13 protein-coding genes are annotated in these 17,706 nt (G+C 67.2%); 7 read left to right on the top strand and 6 right to left on the bottom strand.

What is annotated here, in order from left to right:
• Positions 1-71 precede the first annotated feature (71 nt).
• Positions 72-974, bottom strand: a complete 903-nt coding sequence (locus OGL93_RS14390) for a polyprenyl synthetase family protein (RefSeq protein WP_263263405.1) — start codon at positions 972-974, stop codon at positions 72-74.
• Positions 975-1,191: 217 nt separating this feature from the next.
• Between OGL93_RS14390 and fni the strand changes: the two genes are divergently transcribed.
• From fni to crtB, 5 genes are read left to right on the top strand one after another with little or no spacing between them, the layout of a single operon-like run.
• Positions 1,192-2,235, top strand: a complete 1,044-nt coding sequence (gene fni, locus OGL93_RS14385) for a type 2 isopentenyl-diphosphate Delta-isomerase (protein ID WP_263263404.1) — start codon at positions 1,192-1,194, stop codon at positions 2,233-2,235.
• Positions 2,232-3,515 carry a glycosyltransferase gene (locus tag OGL93_RS14380; protein WP_263263403.1) on the top strand — a complete coding sequence of 428 codons (1,284 nt, stop codon included), beginning with the start codon at positions 2,232-2,234 and terminating at the stop codon, positions 3,513-3,515. Before fni ends, OGL93_RS14380 begins: the two co-directional genes overlap by 4 nt.
• Complete coding sequence (gene crtY / locus OGL93_RS14375) at positions 3,512-4,681, top strand: lycopene beta-cyclase CrtY (protein WP_263263402.1); 1,170 nt, start codon at positions 3,512-3,514, stop codon at positions 4,679-4,681. The genes OGL93_RS14380 and crtY overlap by 4 nt, the downstream gene beginning before the upstream one ends.
• On the top strand, positions 4,678-6,168 hold the full coding sequence (locus OGL93_RS14370; RefSeq protein ID WP_263263401.1) for a phytoene desaturase: 1,491 nt from the start codon (positions 4,678-4,680) through the stop codon (positions 6,166-6,168). Before crtY ends, OGL93_RS14370 begins: the two co-directional genes overlap by 4 nt.
• Positions 6,165-7,091, top strand: a complete 927-nt coding sequence (crtB, locus tag OGL93_RS14365; protein ID WP_263263400.1) for a 15-cis-phytoene synthase CrtB — start codon at positions 6,165-6,167, stop codon at positions 7,089-7,091. The genes OGL93_RS14370 and crtB overlap by 4 nt, the downstream gene beginning before the upstream one ends.
• A gap of 66 nt (positions 7,092-7,157) precedes the next feature.
• Here the strand turns inward: crtB and OGL93_RS14360 are convergent, their stop codons facing one another.
• The 5 genes from OGL93_RS14360 to OGL93_RS14340 form a co-directional block, all read right to left on the bottom strand.
• On the bottom strand, positions 7,158-7,637 hold the full coding sequence (locus tag OGL93_RS14360) for a sterol desaturase family protein (RefSeq protein WP_263263399.1): 480 nt from the start codon (positions 7,635-7,637) through the stop codon (positions 7,158-7,160).
• Positions 7,638-7,695: 58 nt separating this feature from the next.
• Complete coding sequence (locus tag OGL93_RS14355) at positions 7,696-10,494, bottom strand: EAL domain-containing protein (RefSeq protein WP_263263398.1); 2,799 nt, start codon at positions 10,492-10,494, stop codon at positions 7,696-7,698.
• 166 nt (positions 10,495-10,660) lie between these two features.
• On the bottom strand, positions 10,661-11,419 hold the full coding sequence (locus OGL93_RS14350; protein WP_263263397.1) for an SDR family oxidoreductase: 759 nt from the start codon (positions 11,417-11,419) through the stop codon (positions 10,661-10,663).
• A gap of 29 nt (positions 11,420-11,448) precedes the next feature.
• Positions 11,449-12,192: a FadR/GntR family transcriptional regulator gene (locus OGL93_RS14345; RefSeq protein WP_263263396.1), complete on the bottom strand. Its 744-nt coding sequence runs from the start codon at positions 12,190-12,192 to the stop codon at positions 11,449-11,451.
• 128 nt (positions 12,193-12,320) lie between these two features.
• On the bottom strand, positions 12,321-14,117 hold the full coding sequence (locus OGL93_RS14340; RefSeq protein ID WP_263263395.1) for a thiamine pyrophosphate-requiring protein: 1,797 nt from the start codon (positions 14,115-14,117) through the stop codon (positions 12,321-12,323).
• A gap of 131 nt (positions 14,118-14,248) precedes the next feature.
• Between OGL93_RS14340 and OGL93_RS14335 the strand changes: the two genes are divergently transcribed.
• Positions 14,249-15,184 carry a class I SAM-dependent methyltransferase gene (locus tag OGL93_RS14335; protein WP_263263394.1) on the top strand — a complete coding sequence of 312 codons (936 nt, stop codon included), beginning with the start codon at positions 14,249-14,251 and terminating at the stop codon, positions 15,182-15,184.
• A gap of 101 nt (positions 15,185-15,285) precedes the next feature.
• A complete protein-coding gene (locus tag OGL93_RS14330) occupies positions 15,286-17,547 on the top strand; it encodes an EAL domain-containing protein (RefSeq protein ID WP_263263393.1) in 2,262 nt (753 codons plus the stop codon).
• Positions 17,548-17,706: the final 159 nt, after the last annotated feature.

Below are 17,706 nucleotides of genomic sequence, written 5' to 3'. Positions count from 1 at the left end.
CGGCGGGCCTCTTTTTTTATCTATTCACGCCGCGGGCACTGCCCGCCTACAGGCGCGCACAGCGCCGTCATTCAGCTGAACTGGCTAAAGAGCTCGGCGACGAATAACCGGATCGGTTGCTGCGGCCGATAGACCTTGGCCAAGTGTTGTTCTGCACTGCGCAGGTGCTGACGTAGCCGATGCTTGACCCCACCCTGCCCCAGCACCGCTACCAAGGTGGATTTCCCCGCATCCTTGCCGACGTCCTTACCCAGCGCAGGGGTGGCTGGGCCTTGGTCATGCAGGTCATCGAGCAATTGGAACGCCTGGCCCAGGTCTAGGGCGAAGGCGCCGAGCGCCTGTCTGACCCAGGGTTGGGCGCCGGCTACGATGGCCGCCATTTGCAGGCTGGCATCGAACAATACGGCCGTCTTGAGTTCGTTAGTGCGGGCAATCGCCTCGGGGCTGCGCGACAGGCTGCCCTCGCGCAGGTCTTCATACTGCCCCCTGACCAGCCCCTGGCTGCCGACCGCCCGAGACAGCTCCGCCCCCAGCAACGCCTTGCGGGGGGCTTCGATATCCGCGCTGGCCAGCAGGCCGAACGCCCGGCTGAGCAAGGCGATGGCGGCAAGGATCGCCACGTCCTGGCCAACCCTCAGGTGCAGCGCGGGCAAGCCGCGCCGGAGGGTTGCGTTGTCCATGCAGGGCAGGTCGTCGAGCACCAGGGACGCGGCATGGACCATCTCCACCGCGCAGGCCATGTCCAGCACCCCCGGGCGGGTTTCCCCCAGCCCTTCTGCCGCCAACAACAGCAACAGCGGGCGCACCCGCTTGCCGGGGGCCAGGGCGCTCTCGCGCATGGCCAGCTCCAGCAGCTGTTGGTGATCGCCGGGCTCGGGCAGCAGTGCGTGCAAGCGATCTTCCACAGACTGACGCAACGGCCCCCAATCACACCGGCGGCGATCTTCAAGTACGGCGAAAGGCTTGGCTGTCATGCGGTCGGATCCTTTTCGGCTATGTTGTTGGAGCGGGTACCGGTCGTACAGCTCTGGCCTGGGGGCGGCCCAGTGGATTGCCTTGGTGTGCATGCGCAACGGAACGCCTGGGCGCCAACGCTGCCTTAACACCACGCGGTTGCTATACCAACCCTCTACAAAGTAGCCGACCCTGCACAACTGACAGTGGATTCTCAGGAATACTCCCGGAGCCGCGATGAATGAGGTGGATCTGCTTGACCGTAAGAACGATCACCTGGCGATCGTGCTCGATCCCGCCCGGGCGCGGAGCCTTGGCCGCACAGGTTTCGAGCAGTGGCGCTTCGTGCATTGCGCGCTGCCAGAGCTGGACCTGGCCGCCATTGACTTGAGCACCCGCTTTCTCGGCAAGCCGCTGTCGGCTCCAGTGTTGATCAGCTCGATGACGGGGGGCGCCAGCCGTGCCCGAGAGATCAACCACCACCTGGCCGACGCCGCCCAGGCGCTGGGGTTGGCCATGGCGGTCGGCTCGCAGCGAGTGGCGCTGGAAACCAGCGCCGACCATGGCCTGACCCGGGCGCTGCGCCAGCGCGCACCGGATATTCTGCTGCTGGCCAACCTGGGCGGCGCCCAGCTGCGCACGCCGGCGGGCCTGGACCTTGCCCGCCGCGCCGTGGACATGATCGACGCGGACGGGTTGTTCATTCACCTCAACCCGCTTCAGGAAGCCGTTCAGCCCGGTGGCGACAGCGACTGGCGGGGCGTCGCCGACGCCATCGCCGAGGCCGTTCGCCAGTTGCAGGTGCCGGTGGTGATCAAGGAAGTGGGCAGCGGGTTGAGCGCCGAGGTCGCCGTGCGCCTTGCCGCCGCGGGCGTTGCCGCCCTGGATGTGGCGGGCCTGGGGGGCACCCACTGGGCCGCTGTCGAGGCCGAACGTGCCACCAACGCGGCAGAGCGAGAGGTCGCCGCGGCCTTCAGTGAGTGGGGCATTCCGACCGCGCAGGCGCTGCGCGAGGTGCGCCAGCGCTTGCCACAGATGCCCCTGATCGCCTCTGGCGGCATCCGCAACGGCATCGACATGGCCAAGGCCATTGCGCTGGGGGCGGACATGGTGGGCCAGGCCGCTGCGGTGCTGCGCAGCGCCACTGAGTCGCCCGAAGCGGTCATCGCCCATTTCGAGGTCGCTTTGCGCCAGCTGCGCATTGCCTGCTTCTGTACCGGCTCGGCCAACCTCGCTCAGCTGCGCCACGCCACGCTGGTTCAGGAGGCGCCCGCGCAGTGAGCCATTTCGGCGTCGTCGCTCCGCCACTGTTCAGCCACTTCCAGGCGTTGCAGGCGTTGGCCGCGCGCTTGCTGGAGCGCGGGCATCGGGTCACGTTCTTCCAGCAGCTGGAGGCGGGCGCGCTGCTGCGCGACAGCCGCATAGGCTTCCACCCGCTAGGCCTCGATAGCCACCCGCCCGGCAGCCTTGGGCAAACCCTGCGCCACGCGGCGCGGCCCGCTGGCCTAGCCGTGCGAAGGGTGATCCAGGACATGGCCGCCAGCACGGAGATGCTCTGCGCCGAGCTGCCCGAGGCCCTCACTGCCCTGCAGGTGGACGGGCTGATCTGCGACCAGATGGAAGCCGCCGGTGGCTTGGTCGCCGAAGCGCTGGGGTTACCGTTCGTGTCGGTGGCCTGCGCGCTGCCGGTGAACCGCGAGCCGGGCATACCCTTGCCGGTAATGCCCTTCGGCTGGGAAGACGACCCGCGCATGCGCAAGGTCTACGCCACGTCGGCGCGGATCTACGATGCCTTGATGGCGCCCCATGGCCGCGTGATAGCGCGCCGTGCCCAGGCTTTCGGGCTGCCGCCAAGGCACGGCCTGCACGAGTGCCTGTCCACGCTCGCGCAGGTCAGCCAATCCCTGCCCGGCCTGGAGTTTCCGCGCCAGGCACTGCCCGCCTGTTTTCATCACGTGGGCCCGTTGCGCGTCCCGGCGCGGCCACTGGCTGACGACGCCACCTGGCCGGTGGAACGCGGGCGGCCCTTCGTATTCGCCTCCCTGGGCACGTTGCAAGGCCATCGCTATGGCCTGTTCAAACGCATTGCCAAGGCGTGCCGGGCACTCGGGGTGCAGTTGCTGGCCGCCCATTGCGGCGGCCTGAACGAGCGCCAGGCCCGCGGCGTGCAGGCGGCCGGCGCGACCTGGGTGACCGGGTTCGCCGCGCAAGCGCAAGTGCTGCGCCAGGCCGACGCGGTGATCAGCCATGGCGGGCTCAATACCGTGATGGACGCCCTGGTCGCCGGTACCCCGATCCTCGCGCTGCCCATTGCCTTCGACCAACCCGGTGTAGCGGCTCGGGTGCAGCACGCCAGGATCGGCCTGCATAGCTGGCACCGCAGCCGCTGGCAAACCCTGGCCCAGCGCCTTGAGACGCTGCTGGGCGACGGCAGTTTCGCCGGCCCCCTGGCCGTGCTGGAGAACCAGCTGCAAGCCGCGGGCGGTGCCCAACGGGCGGCGCTGATCATCGAGCAGGCGCTGCAAGGCGGCCGCGCGGTGGCTGTGGGGCCGTCATCATGAGGCGTACCTGGGATTTGATTCTGGTGGGGGCTGGCCTGGCCAACGGGCTGCTGGCCTGGCACTTGCGCGCGCGGCGCCCCGAGCTGTCGGTGCTGTTGATCGACCAGGCAGCGGCGATGGGGGCCAACCACACATGGTCGTTTCACGAAAGCGACCTCAGCCCCGCTCAGCATCAATGGCTGGCGCCATTGGTGAGCCACCGCTGGCCAGGTTACGAGGTGCGTTTCCCCAACTTGCGGCGCACGTTCGCCGGTGCTTATTGCAGCATCAGCGGCGAGCACTTCGCCCGCACCCTGACCGCAGCCCTGGGCCGGCAGTTGATGCTCAACGCCGTGGTCAAGCGGCTGACGCCTGACACGGTGCAACTGGCCAGCGGTGAAACCCTGCACGCCGGCGCGGTGATCGATGGCCGTGGCCTTGCGCCTAGCGAGCACCTGCGCCTGGGCTACCAAGCCTTCCTGGGCCAGGAGGTGCAGCTGGCGCAGCCCCACGGCTTGACGCTGCCGACCGTGATGGACGCCACCGTGGCCCAGCACGACGGCTATCGCTTCGTGTATGTGCTGCCATTGGCGCCCGACCGGCTGCTGATCGAAGACACCTACTACCGCGAAAGCCCCACGCTGGACCCTTTTCTGGTGCGTGAGCGGATCAACGCCTACGCCCAGGCGCACGGCTGGCAGGTCGAGCGCATCCTGCGCGAGGAACAGGGCAGCCTGCCGATCATTCTGGCCGGGCGCTTCGAAGCCTTTTATGCCGACGGCCAGGGCGTACCCCGAAGCGGCCTGCGTGGCGGCCTGTTCCACCCCGTGACCGGTTATTCACTGCCTGAGGCGGTACGCCTGGCGGACCTGCTGGCCAGCACCACGGACCTCAGCGCCGATGCCTTGCAGGTGCTGCTGTACCGCCACCGCCTGGGGCTGTGGCGACACCAACGGTACTTCCGGCTGCTCAACCGCATGCTTTTTCTAGCCGCCGCGCCGCCGCAGCGGTGGAAAGTGCTGGAGCGCTTCCACCGCTTGCCGCCAGGGCTGATCCAGCGTTTCTACGCTGGGGCGCCCAGCGCTACGGACAAACTCCGGCTGCTGCTGGGCAAGCCACCGGTGCCGGTGCTGCCCGCGCTCAAGGCCATGCTCGATTACGCCCCACCGGCACAGGAAGAACCATGACCGATACCCCATTGACCGTGGTCACCGGCGCAGGCTTCGGCGGGCTCGCCTTGGCCATCCGCCTGCAAGCCGCTGGCCGCCCCACCCTGCTCCTGGAGGCCCGGGACAAGCCCGGCGGGCGCGCCTATGTGTACGAGCAAGATGGCTTTGTGTTCGACGCCGGCCCTACGGTGATCACCGACCCGAGCGCGATCGAGGAGCTGTTCCAGATCAGCGGCCGGCGCATGGCAGACTACGTCGAATTGTTGCCGGTGACGCCGTTCTACCGGCTGTGCTGGGAAGACGGTAGCCGCTTCGACTACGCCAACGACCAGGAGGCGCTGGAACGGGCGATCCACCGCTTCAATCCGGCGGACGTGGAGGGTTACCGGCGTTTCCTGAAATACTCCCGGGCAGTGTTCGAAGAGGGTTACCTCAAGCTCGGCAGCGTGCCCTTCCTGTCGTTCCGCGACATGTTGCGGGTGGGCCCTAGCCTGGCCCGCTTGCAGGCGTGGCGCAGCGTCTATGCCATGGTGGCGAAATTCATCCGCGATGAGCGGCTGCGCCAGGCGTTTTCCTTCCACGCCCTGCTGGTGGGAGGCAACCCCTTTGCCGCGTCGTCCATTTACACGTTGATCCACGCCCTAGAGCGAGAATGGGGCGTGTGGTTTCCACGGGGCGGTACCGGCGCGCTGGTGCAGGCGCTGGTGCGCTTGTTCCAGGACCTGGGCGGGCGCCTGGAGCTCAACGCCAAGGTCAGCGCCATCGACACCCATGACGGCCGCGTCAGCGGCGTACGCCTGGCCGACGGTCGCGCGATCCCAGCCGTGGCGGTGGCGTCCAACGCCGACGTGGTCAATACCTACAAGCAATTGCTCGCCGGCCACCCCCGCGGTGCGCGACACGGCAAGGCACTGGCCGGCAAACGCGCGAGCAATTCGCTGTTCGTGCTGTACTTCGGGCTGGACCGTCAGCAGCCGGGCCTCGCCCACCACACCGTGTGCTTCGGGCCACGCTATCGCGGGCTGGTCCAGGATATTTTCCATGGCACGCAGCTGGCCGAGGATTTCTCCCTCTACCTGCACGCGCCCTGCGCTACCGATCCCAGCCTGGCGCCGCCCGGCTGCGGCACCCACTATGTGTTGGCCCCGGTGCCCCACCTGGGCAATGCCCCACTGGACTGGGACGTCGAAGGGCCGCGGCTGCGCGAGCGCATCTTCAGCTACCTCGAACAGCGTTACCTGCCCGGCCTGCGCAGCCAACTGGTGACCAGCCGCATCTTCACCCCGGCGGACTTTCGCGATCAGCTCGGCGCCCACCTTGGCTCGGCCTTTTCGCTGGAGCCGCTGCTGCGCCAGAGCGCCTGGTTCCGCCCCCACAACCGCGACGATGACATCCCGAACCTGTACCTGGTGGGCGCCGGCACGCATCCTGGCGCGGGCGTGCCGGGTGTGATCGGCTCGGCGAAGGCGACGGCCCGGCTGATGCTCGAGGACTTCCAGCCATGAGCCAGCCCTTGCTCGACCACGCTGCGCGCACCATGAGCCAGGGCTCGAAAAGCTTTGCCGCGGCCGCGCGCCTGTTCGACCCCGCCACCCGCCGCAGCGCCTTGCTGCTGTACACCTGGTGCCGGCACTGCGACGACGTGATCGACGGCCAGGTGCTGGGCCACGAAGGCGCCCCGCCGCCCACCGAGCAGGCCAGTGCGCGGCTGGCGGAGCTGCGCGAGCTGACCGCGGCGGCGTATCGCGGCGAGCCGATGCGTGATCCCGCCTTCGCTGCTTTCCAGCACGTCGCCCACGAGCACGGCATCGAGGCGCGCCACGCCTTTGCCCACCTGGATGGCTTTGCCATGGACGTGCATGGCCGGCGCTATGAACGGCTGGAAGACACCCTGGACTATTGCTACCACGTGGCCGGGGTGGTCGGCCTGATGATGGCCCGGGTGATGGGCGCCAGCGCCCCCGCGACCCTGCAACGGGCCTGCGACCTGGGGCTGGCGTTCCAGCTCACCAACATAGCCCGGGATATCGTCGAAGACGCTGCGGTAGGCCGCTGCTATTTGCCGCAAGCCTGGCTCCATGAGCTAGGGGTGCCAGCACACGATCTCGCCGCACCGGCCTACCGCCCTGCCCTGGCCACCCTGGCCGCCCGCCTGGTGAACGCCGCCGAGCCTTACTACGCCTCGGCCCGGGCCGGCATCGGCGACCTGCCCCCACGCTGTGCCTGGGCAGTGGCGACGGCATTGCTGGTGTACCGGGCGATCGGCCTCAAGGTCTGTGCCGCCGGCCCCAAGGCCTGGGACCGGCGCCAGGGCACCAGCAAAGCGGAAAAGCTCTGGTTATTGGGCAGAGGGTTGCTGTTGGCAAGGCAAGCCCGCGTGGCGAACCATAGACCTCGCGACGTGGGCCTATGGCAAGGGCCAGGCTGAACGTGCAGGAACGGGGCGAAGCCTGCGAACCGGCAAAGCCCAAGGTTCGCGGGCTGGCGCCAGCGCCTATTGGCGCTCGGATGGGGGCCGGCTTTCGTTCCGGCGCAGTTGCCGCTTGAGCCTGGCCACTGGCGGAGCATAAAGAAACCCGAACGACACGCAGCCCTCGCGGCCGCCGACGGCGTGGTGCAGCCGGTGTGCCTGGTAAAGGCGTTTGAGATAGCCGCGCCGGGGCAGGTAGCGCAGGGGCCAGCGGCGGTGGACCATGCCATCGTGGGCGATGAAATACAGCGCGCCGTAGAGGGTCATGCCGGCGCCGATCCACTGCAGCGGGTAGGCCCCGGCCGTTCCAGCGGCGATCAGCGCGATCGCCAGCGCGGCGAACACCAGGGCATAGAGGTCGTTGAGCTCGAACCAGCCGCGCCGCGGCTCATGGTGCGAGCGGTGCCAGGCCCAACCGAAACCGTGCATCACGTACTTGTGGGCCAGGATCGACACCCCTTCCATTGCCAGCACGGTCATTACCACTATCAAGGCTTCAAGCATTCGCGGTCCCCTCCATTGCCCTTGGGCAATGCGCCTGCCACCGGGTTCCGCGGCGTGCTCAGAGCCAGCCTTGTTGCAGCGCTTCGATCGCCATGGGCTTGGCGAAGTGATAACCCTGGGCCTGGCCCGTCCCCATTTCGCGCAGCAGGTTGAGCGAAGCGGCGTCTTCCACGCCCTCGGCGACCACCGACAGCCCCAGGGACTCGGCCATGCGGACGATGGCGCGAACGATCGCCCGGCTGCGGCCGCTGGAGGTCAGTTCGAGAATGAACGACTTGTCGATCTTGAGCCCCGTGAAGCGGAACTGGTGAACGTAGCTGAGCGAGGAAAAGCCCGCGCCGAAATCGTCCAGCACCACGGACATGCCTTGGTCGGCGAGCTTCTGCATGCTCTGCCGGGCCAGCTCCGGCTCGGCCACCAGCGCGCCTTCGGTCAGCTCCAGGCAGATGCGCCCGGGGTTTACGCCGTAGCCCTCGAGCAGTTCGAGCACTTCATCGGCGAACTCCGGCCGGGTGATGCTGTAGCTGGAGCAGTTCACGTGCACCGGCGGCCAGTGGCCGTTTTCCGGGCGCGCCAGGATGGTCGCCACGCAACGAAGCATGTACAGGTCCAACCGGCCGATCAGCCGCAGCCCTTCCAGGGCAGGCAGGAAGGCGCCTGGCGCCAGCACCTGGCCATCCGGCTGGCGCCAGCGGATCAACGCCTCCAAGGCAACCAGGCGGCCGGTGGCGATGTCGATGATCGGCTGGAAGTACGGCACCAGCTCCTCGTTGCCCTTCATCGCGTTGCGCAGCGCGCCTTCACGCTCTACCTGGTCGGAGAACTCCCGGCGCAGCTCCTGGTTGAACACCGCGTAGCTGTCGCGCCCGCCGTTCTTCACCCGGTACATGGCCGTGTCGGCGTCGCGCAGCAGGTCCGCCGGCTCTTCGTGGAACTGCTCGTCGGCGCTGACGATACCGATGCTGCAGGACGAGAACACCGCCTGCCCATCGATGTGGAACGGCAGATCGAAGGCCGCGAGGATGCGCTCGGCAATGCCCACGGCGATGTCTACCGGCGCCTCCGGAGCCAGCACGGCGAACTCGTCACCGCCCAGGCGTGCCAGCAGGTCTGTATCGCGCAGGCAACTGCGCAAGCGCGCCGCCGCTTCCATCAACAGCAGGTCGCCGAAGTGATGGCCGCGGCTGTCGTTGATCAGCTTGAAGCGGTCCAGGTCGAGAAACATCACCACCAATTGCCGGCCCTGGCCGCGGAACTGCTGCCACGCCTGTTCGAGGCGGAACTGCAAGTGGCTGCGGTTGGGCAGGCCGGTCAGGGCGTCGTGGGCGTTTTCGTGTTGCAGCTTGGCGTTGGCCAAGTCCAGCTCACGGGTACGGTCCTGCACCCGCGCCTCCAGCTTGAGGTTGGCGGCGTGGACCGCCTCGGCGGCGCTGCGCCGGGCCAGGGCGGTGTCTATATGGCGCGACACGAACGTCAGCAGTTCCTGGTCGCGCAGGGTGTAACGGATCTGCGGCACGTAGCTCTGCACCACCAACACGCCGCGTACCTGTTCGTCGTCGAACAACGGAATGCCCAGCCAAGACTGCGAGCGCACCGGGTCGTTACTGTTCTGGATCTCCCCGGCTTCCATCAGCCGGGTGGCGTCGTCGAAGTCGATCAGGCAGGGCCGGCGCTGGCGGATCACGTATTCGGTCAGGCCACGGCGGCCACGCCTGGGCGCCGGGCGAATGCTCGTCACTTCGTCGATGTAATAGGGGAAGGTCACTTCGTCCTGCGCCTGCTCATACAGCGCGATATAGAAGTTACGGGCGTACAGCAGCTCGCCGACGATCGCATGCAGGCGCGAGAACAGCTCGGCCATGTCGCCCTGCTGGCTGGACAGCTCGGCGATCTGGAACAGCGCGTTCTGCAGGTGCTCGGCGCGCTCGCGCTCGGTCACCTGCTGGCGCAGGGCATCGTTGAGCTGGGACAGCTCGCGGGTACGTTCGGCCACGGTGCGTTCCAAGTGGGCCCGGTGCAGAATGCGGTCCAGCGCCATGGCCACGTGGCGCGCCACCACTAGGAACAGCGCGCGGTCCTCCTCGCTGTACACCCGCTGCACGTCGTACACCTGCATGGCGATCATGCCGAACACCTGGTCTGAGGCATTCTTCAGCGGCGCGCCCATCCAGAACTCCGGGCAGTGGCCCACGCAATGGAAACGGTTTTCCCTGCTGGCCTGGGCGATGCCGGCGGCGTCGATCAGCATCGGCTGGCCGGAGGTGAGCACGTGCCCGGTCAGCGACAGCCGCTGCGGGTCAAGGTATTCGTTGGCGTCGGCCTCTACCGCTTCGTCATCGGTGGTGTCCACGTAATAGGGGTAGGTCACTTGCCCGGAGCGGTGATCGTACAGCGCCAGGTAGAAGTTTTCCGCGTCGATCAGGTCCGCCAGCTGGCGATGCACGCCCACCATGAAGGTGGCGCGGTCATGGATGGTGCTGGCCAGGTTGGTGATGTCGTACAGCACCCGCTGGGTGTGCTGGGCGCGGATCAGCGCATCGCTCTGCAGGCGTAGCCCCAGGCGCATGGCCAGGTCACTGAAGTGCGGGTTGTCGCGATCGCTTTCGCTGGCCAGCAACCACCCCAGGGCGTTTTCGCCACGGCCAGTGGCCCAGCAGTGCAAACGCTTGCCCTGGCAGTACGCCAGAAGCTGGCGCTCATCCATGGCCTGTGGCCAGGCCGCGGGCGCTTCGCCCTGCCCTGTGAGCTGCAGCTGCTCTCCGGCCCGGTAAAACGCCCAAGCGCGGTCCCGGGCATGCGCCCGAGCGTCAGCCAATAAACGCGCAAGGCTTGGCAACGTCGAATCCTGCGAACTCATGCATGCTCCAAGCTGTACCCACGGTGTCCATCATCCTGTGCGGAGCGAGGTTATGGCAAGAGGCCATTACTGCGCTACGCGAGAATCTTACATGCAGGAAACGTGCTGCCGCCAGCTCAAGACGTTGGCAGGCGCCCGACGGCGGCTCCGCTGCTGCCTTACCCGCTCAACCCCGGCCAACGAACGGCATAGTGGTCGCCATCACGGTCATGTTCAATACGTTGCTGGTCAACGGCAGGCTTGCCATATACAGCACGGCCTGGGCCACTTCGGCCACGTCGCACATCGGTTCCACGGCCGTGCTGCCGTTGGCCTGCAACACCCCTTGGGTCATGCGCCGGGACAGCTCGGTCAGCGCATTGCCGATATCGATCTGGCCGCAGGCAATGGAGAACGGCCGCCCATCGAGGGCGAAACTCTTGGTCAGCCCGTGCACCGCATGCTTGCTTGCGGTGTAGGGCGCGCTGAACGGGCGCGGCACATGCGCCGAAATAGAGCCATTGTTGATGATCCGCCCGCCCTGCGGCTGCTGTTTGCGCATGAGTGCAAAAGCGGCGCGGCTGCAGAGGTAAACCCCGGTGACGTTGGTGTTGATGACGTTCAGCCAGGCCTGCAGCGGCAGTTCGTCCGGCGGTACCGCAGGGGCGCCGACCCCGGCGTTGTTGAACAGCAGGTCCAGGCGGCCAAAGCGCTGCTCGATGGCAGCGAACAGCGCCTGCACGCTGGCTTCGTCGCTGACGTCGGTGGCGATCGCCAGCGCCTCATGGCCGGCAGCCAGGGCCTGCTGCTCCAGCGCTTGCAAGGGCTCAAGCCGCCGGCCCGCGAGCACCACCGCATAGCCTGCCGTCAACAGCGCCTGGGCCACCGCTTCACCGATGCCACTGCCAGCGCCGGTGACCAACGCAACCTTGGGTTCGAGGCTCATGGTCGTTATTCCTCTTCGAAGTCTGGCAGCTAGGGCCGGTCCTGTTGCGGGTGGGACTTGATCACCCGCGCCCTGCTATTGGCCAGGTGCACCCGCATCGCCGCGCGGGCGGCGTCGTAATCCTGCCGGGCGATGGCGTTATAGATGTGCTCATGCTCGCCCACCAGCCGGCTGTGCGCCTGCTGGCGGTCCAGGCGGGCGATGGCGACGGTGTTCAACCGGGCACGCGGAAACATGCTGGTACCAAAATGGGTAACGATTTCGACAAAATAGCGATTATTGGTGGCGTTGGCGATCTGCAGGTGGAATTGGAAGTCCGCCACCAGGGAGCTGCCGGTGTCGCTGGCGCGCTCGAAGCGTTGCAGCGCCTCGCCGAGCGCCGCCAGCTGGGCATCGGTGCGGCGCAGCGCGGCGATCCCCGCGGCCTCGACCTCGAAGCTCATGCGCACATCGAGGATGGCTACCACGTCTTGTAGGGTGACGATGGTCGAAGGGTCCAGCCGCGGGCTGGCACTGCCGGAGGCATTGAGCACGAACGTGCCGATGCCGCGCCGGGTTTCCACCAGCCCGGCCACTTGCAGCCGCGACAGCGCCTCACGCACCACCGAACGGCTGACGCCGCCCGTGTCCATCAGCTCTACTTCGCTGGGCAACTTGTCCCCAGGCTTTAGCACGCCTTCGCCGATCCGTCGGGAGAGATCGTCGACCAAGGCCTGGGCAAGATTGCGGGGCCGGCGCAGCAGGCCGGGGGGCGTAGGGAAGTCGGTCGCCAAGGAAATTTGTCTGTACAGGGGGAAGATGCCGCACATCATATAGGAATGTTCGCCATGTAGAAGCTGGCGAACCCTGCTAACCGCACACAGTGCCTGGGTTCGCAGGCTTCGCCAGCGCCTACTGGGGTTTATTCCTTGCGGTGCCCCGGCAGCACCGCGCCCAGCACCTGCCGCGCGGTCTGCATCAGGATGCCAGCTTCGTCTGGATCTCCCTTGAGCAAGGCCGATGCGAACTTCCTCGCTTGCTCGAGCTTGATGTGCGGTGGCAGCGGCGGCACGTTGGGGTCGGTCTTGAACTCGATGACCACCGGCCGATCACTGGCCAACGCCTCTTCCCAGGCACCGGCGACCTGTTCGTCGCTGTTGACGAAGATGCCCTTGAGGCCGATGGACTCGGCGAAGCGGTGGTACGGCACGTCCGGGATGTTCTGCGAGGCTTCGAACTTCGGATCGCCCTCCATCACCCGCTGTTCCCAGGTGACCTGGTTAAGGTCCTCGTTATTGAACACCGCGCAGATCCAACGGCTGTCACTCCATTGCCGCCAGTACTTGGCCACGGTGATCAACTCGGCCATGTTGTTCATCTGCATGGCGCCGTCGCCCACCAGGGCAATCACCGGTTTGCCCGGCCAGGCGAATTTGGCAGCGATGGCGTAAGGCACCGCAGCCCCCATGGACGCCAGCCCGCCGGACAACGAGCACTGCATGCCCTTGCGGATTTTCAGGTCGCGGGCATACCAGTTGGCGCAAGAGCCCGAATCGCAAGTGATGATGGCCTCGTCGGGCAAGCGCGGCGACAACTCATACACCACCCGTTGCGGGTTGATCGGGTCGGCGGTCACCAGGGCGCGCTTGCTCAGGGTTTCGTCCCAATCGGCGTGCCAGCCTTCCACGCGCTGGCGCCAGCCGCTGCGGTCCTTCTCGATGAGCAGCGGCAACAGCGCCGTGAGCGTCTCCGCGGCGTCGCCCATCAGGTTCACGTCCATGGGGTAGCGCAGGCTGAGCATGTCGGCGGCCAGGTCGATCTGCACCCCACGGGCCTGGCCCTCCTTGGGCAGGAATTCCGAGTAGGGGAACCCGGAGCCGATCATCAGCAGGGTGTCGCACTCGGTCATCAGCTTGTAGCTCGGTTCCGTGCCCAGCAGGCCGATGGAGCCGGTGACCCAGGGCAGATCGTCTGGCAGCACGGCCTTGCCTAGCAGGGCCTTGGCCACGCCGGCGCCGAGCAGCTCGGCGATCTGGGTGACTTCCTCGGCCGCACCAAGGGCACCCGCGCCAACCAGAATGGCGATCTTTTCGCCGCTGTTGAGCACGTCGGCGGCGCGCTGCAGGTCGCGCTCATAAGGCACCACCCGCGGCTGGCTGAAGCCCACGCCAGAATGCACGGTGCCATGGGCGCGGGCGGGCTCGCTGTAGGCCTCCTCCTGGAGGTCGTTGGGGAGGATCAACGCGGTGACGCGGCGCTCGCCCACTGCCGTACGCACCGCGCGGTCGACCAGATGGCGCACCTGGGAGGGCGCGCTGGCCTGCTGCACGAAGGCCCCGGCGACGTCCTTGAACATGGACACCAGATCCAGCTCCTGCTGGTAATGGCCGCCCAGGGCGGTGCGCGCCTGCTGGCCAGCGATGGCCAGCACGGGCATGTGGTCCATGCGGGCGTCGTACAGGCCAGTGATCAAGTGGCTGGCACCTGGCCCCGAGGTGGCGATGCACACCCCGAGCTCACCGGTGAATTTGGCGTGCGCGCAGGCCATGAAGGCCGCCATTTCTTCATGCCGGGCCTGCACGAATTCGATCTTGCCCTTGGCCCGCGCCAGGGCACCGAACACGCCATTGATGCCGTCTCCGGGGTAGCCGAAGATGCGCCGCACACCCCATTGGTAGAGCCGTTCAACCAGAAAATCGCCGACGGTCATGCTGGCCATGTCAAGAGTCCCCTTCGTTCGATACGTTTCGCTCTAGACCGCTGCGCGTAGCCCTGGGGTTCCATTTATTTCCGCGGGCGTGGCGCGTTGGATACACTCAGCGCCCTTTTTCAGCCAGCGAACCATTGACCATGGATGCCTCCGCCCTCGCCTTTGTTCAGCAGTGCCTCGACGAAGCCCTTGCAGCCCCGCCCAACGAAGCACGGCGCCTGCTGCACGGCCGCGGCAGGCGCTGGCCGGGCCTGGAGCAGCTGACCATCGACTGGCTCGAGGGCGTGCTCCAAGTGACGCTGTTCAAGCCCCTTGGCGACGAGGCCTACGGGCAGCTGCTGGCCCTTCTCAATGGGTTGGTCGCCAGCCCCCAGTGGGCCAGCTCAGGTGCCGAGGGCCTGCTGGTGCAGCAGCGCTACCTGGAGGGCAGCCCGGCGCTGTGGCTGTTCGGCGAGCCCAGCGGCCCGCGGCGCATCCATGAAGCGGGGCTGGCGTATTGGATCGAGCCGGGCCGGGCCCAGAACAGTGGTTTTTTCCTGGACATGCGCGAGGGGCGGCGCTGGGTTCGCGAGCACGCCGAGGGCAAGCGGGTGCTCAACCTGTTCGCCTACACCTGTGCCTTTTCCGTGGCGGCCATCGCCGGCGGCGCACAGGCGGTGGTCAACCTGGACATGGCCAGCCCGGCGCTGGCCCGTGGGCGCGAGAATCACCGGGCCAACGGCCATGACCTGAGCCGGGTCAGCTTTCTGCCCCACGACCTGTTCAAGTCCTGGGGGAAGGTGAGCCGCCAGGGCCCGTATGACCTGATCATCGTCGACCCGCCGTCCTTCCAGCGTGGCAGTTTCATTCTCAGCCGCGACTACCCCAAGGTCCTGCGCAAGCTCGAAGGCTTGCTCAGTGCCGACGGCCAGGTGTTGGCGTGCCTCAACGACCCTGCGCTGCCGGCGGACTTCCTGCGGGACGCCATGGCCACGCAGGCACCGGGGCTGCAGTTCGTCGAGCGGCTTGCAAACCCTGGCGAATTTGCCGATAGCGAGGCAGAAGCGGGGCTCAAGGTGTTGCTGTTCCGGCGCTGAAGCGATGCGCCGTCACCGCCCTTCATCCTTTGGCCCCTGCTGCCGATACAGCGGGCACGTGTGACTCGCTTACTCACTTTTGCAGGCCTGCCAGCCCTTTTATGACCATGCCACCCATTACCCGGCTGATTTCCGACCGCTGCACCCAGCGGGGTATCTTCCTGCTTCCGGTCGGAATACTGCTGGTAGCGGTGGTGCTCGCCTTGTGCATCGGGCATCTGGACATACGCAACAGCAAGCGCGAAATGCGCGCGGACGTGCGCTTGAAGCTGGGCGCGATCAGTGCCCAGGCCCAAAGCCAGGTGCGTTCGGCCTTCAGCGAGACCGAGGGCCTGGCGCAGTTGATCGCCGTCGATGGCGACATCAGCGCGCCGCGCTTCGCCGGCATGGTCCGCCAGGTCATCGCTGCCCTGCCCTACCTGCGCCATATTGCCCTCGCCCCGGACGACGTGGTCCGTGACGTGTACCCGCGCGAAGGCAACGAAGGCATCATCGGCGTCGACTTCCGCACCCTGGCCAACCAGTACAAGATGCTTTCCCAGGCCAGGGAGGCGCGCCAGAGCGTGCTCGCCGGCCCGCTGGAACTGCACCAGGGCGGGCAGGCGCTGGTGTACCGCCGGCCGATATTCACCACCGGGCATCTGGGCCAGCTGCGCTACTGGGGCACGCTTTCGGTAGTGGCGCGCATCGAAGGCCTGCTGGAAGCATCAGGGATCACCGCGCAGTCGAGCCTGGACATCGCCCTGCGCGGGCAGGATGGCCTGGGCGCCGAGGGCGGGATGATCTGGGGCGACCCGGCGTTGTTCGACGACCGCAGCGTGCTGAGCGAATTCGAGGTGCCTGGTGGCCATTGGCAGCTGGCGGCGCGGCCGCGGGGTGGCTGGCCGAACGTGGGCCTGCTCGACTCACGGCTGTTCGCGCTGTCGTTATGTGCCGGCGCCTTGCTGGCGCTGTTCTGCGCGCAGCTGGCGCGCGGGCACCTGCTGCTGACCCGGCGCAACGACGACCTCAAGCGTGAGGTTGGCGAGCGCCAGCAAGCTGAGGCGGAGCTGGCGCATATCGCGCTGTTCGACAGCGTGACCAACCTGCCCAACCGGGTGCTGTTCCGCCAGCGGCTGGACCGCGCCGTGGCGGCCGGTGCCGAGGGTGGCGGCTTCGCCGTGCTGCTGCTGGATATCGACGGGTTCAAGGTCATCAACGACACCCTCGGCCACGCCCTGGGCGACCTGTTGCTGCACCAGGCCACGCAGCGCCTGGCGCAGCAGATCCGCCCGCATGACACCCTGGCCCGGCTGGGCGGCGACGAGTTCGGATTTATCCTGGAGCAGCTCGGCGATCCGGCACAGGCCGCCCCCGTGGTGGAGCGGCTGGTCCACGCCATGCAGCAACCCTTTGACCTCGAAGGCAACGCCGCCCTGGTGTCGGCCAGCGTGGGCGTGGCGTTGTACCCGCTCGACGGGCAGAGCGCCGCGGACCTGCTACGCCATGCCGACACCGCGATGTACAGCGCCAAGGAAGCCGGCCGCAACGACTTCCATTTCTATCAACCGGCGATGACCTCGGTGATCCGCGAGCGGGTCGTGCTCGAGCATGCCTTGCGCCGGGCACTGGCCTACAACGAGTTCGAGGTGTGGTACCAGCCCAAGGTGTGCCTGCGCACCGACGCCATCGCCGGCGCCGAAGCCCTGCTACGCTGGCGCGACCCGGTGCAGGGCATGGTCTTCCCGGATGTGTTCATTCCTGTGGCGGAGCGCTCCGGGCTGATCATCCCTATTGGCCAATGGGTGCTGGACGAGGTATGCCGCCAACAGCGGGTGTGGCGTGACAGCGGCCTTTTCGTGGGCCGGGTGGCGATCAACGTGGCGGCGCCGCAGATCGACCGCAGCGACTTCATGGCCAGCGTGGTGGCCGCGCTGGCGCGCAACGACCTGCCCGGAACGGCGCTGGAGGTGGAAGTCACCGAAAGCCTGCTGATGGAGAGCCAGGAGCGCGCTTGCGAGGTGTTGGCGCGCTTGCAGGCCCATGGCGTGCGGACGGCCATCGATGACTTTGGCACCGGGCACTCCTCGCTGGCCTACCTGAAACTGCTGCCCGTTGACCACCTCAAGATTGACCGCGCCTTTATCCGCGACCTGCCCGACGACGCCACCTATGGCGCCATTACCCAGGCCATCGTGGCATTGGGCGATGCGTTGCAGTTCCGCGTGACCGCCGAGGGCGTGGAAACCGCCGAGCAGATGCAATTCCTGCGCAATGCCGGGTGCGCCTATGGCCAGGGTTATTTCTTCGGCCGCCCCATGCCCGCCGCCGCCTTCGAAGCCTGGGTGACTCAACGCCAGGCGGCGCTGGCAATACCGGGGTAGGCGCTGGCGCCAGCCGGCGAAGGTGCCCTCCTTCACATAAGCGATACGCCCTGTTCGCACCCAAGCGATGTGTTTACCACGCGCCAACCCGATGACCTGGCCGTTCCCGGGCCTTGGCCGGCCCCACAGGTTTGGGCGCAACGTTCAAGCTCGCGGTAG

The organism is Pseudomonas sp. RIT-PI-S, assembly GCF_025642975.1.
GTDB lineage: Bacteria > Pseudomonadota > Gammaproteobacteria > Pseudomonadales > Pseudomonadaceae > Aquipseudomonas.
Note: the sequence above shows the minus strand (reverse complement) of the source record. Positions and strands in the feature narration are given on the sequence as shown.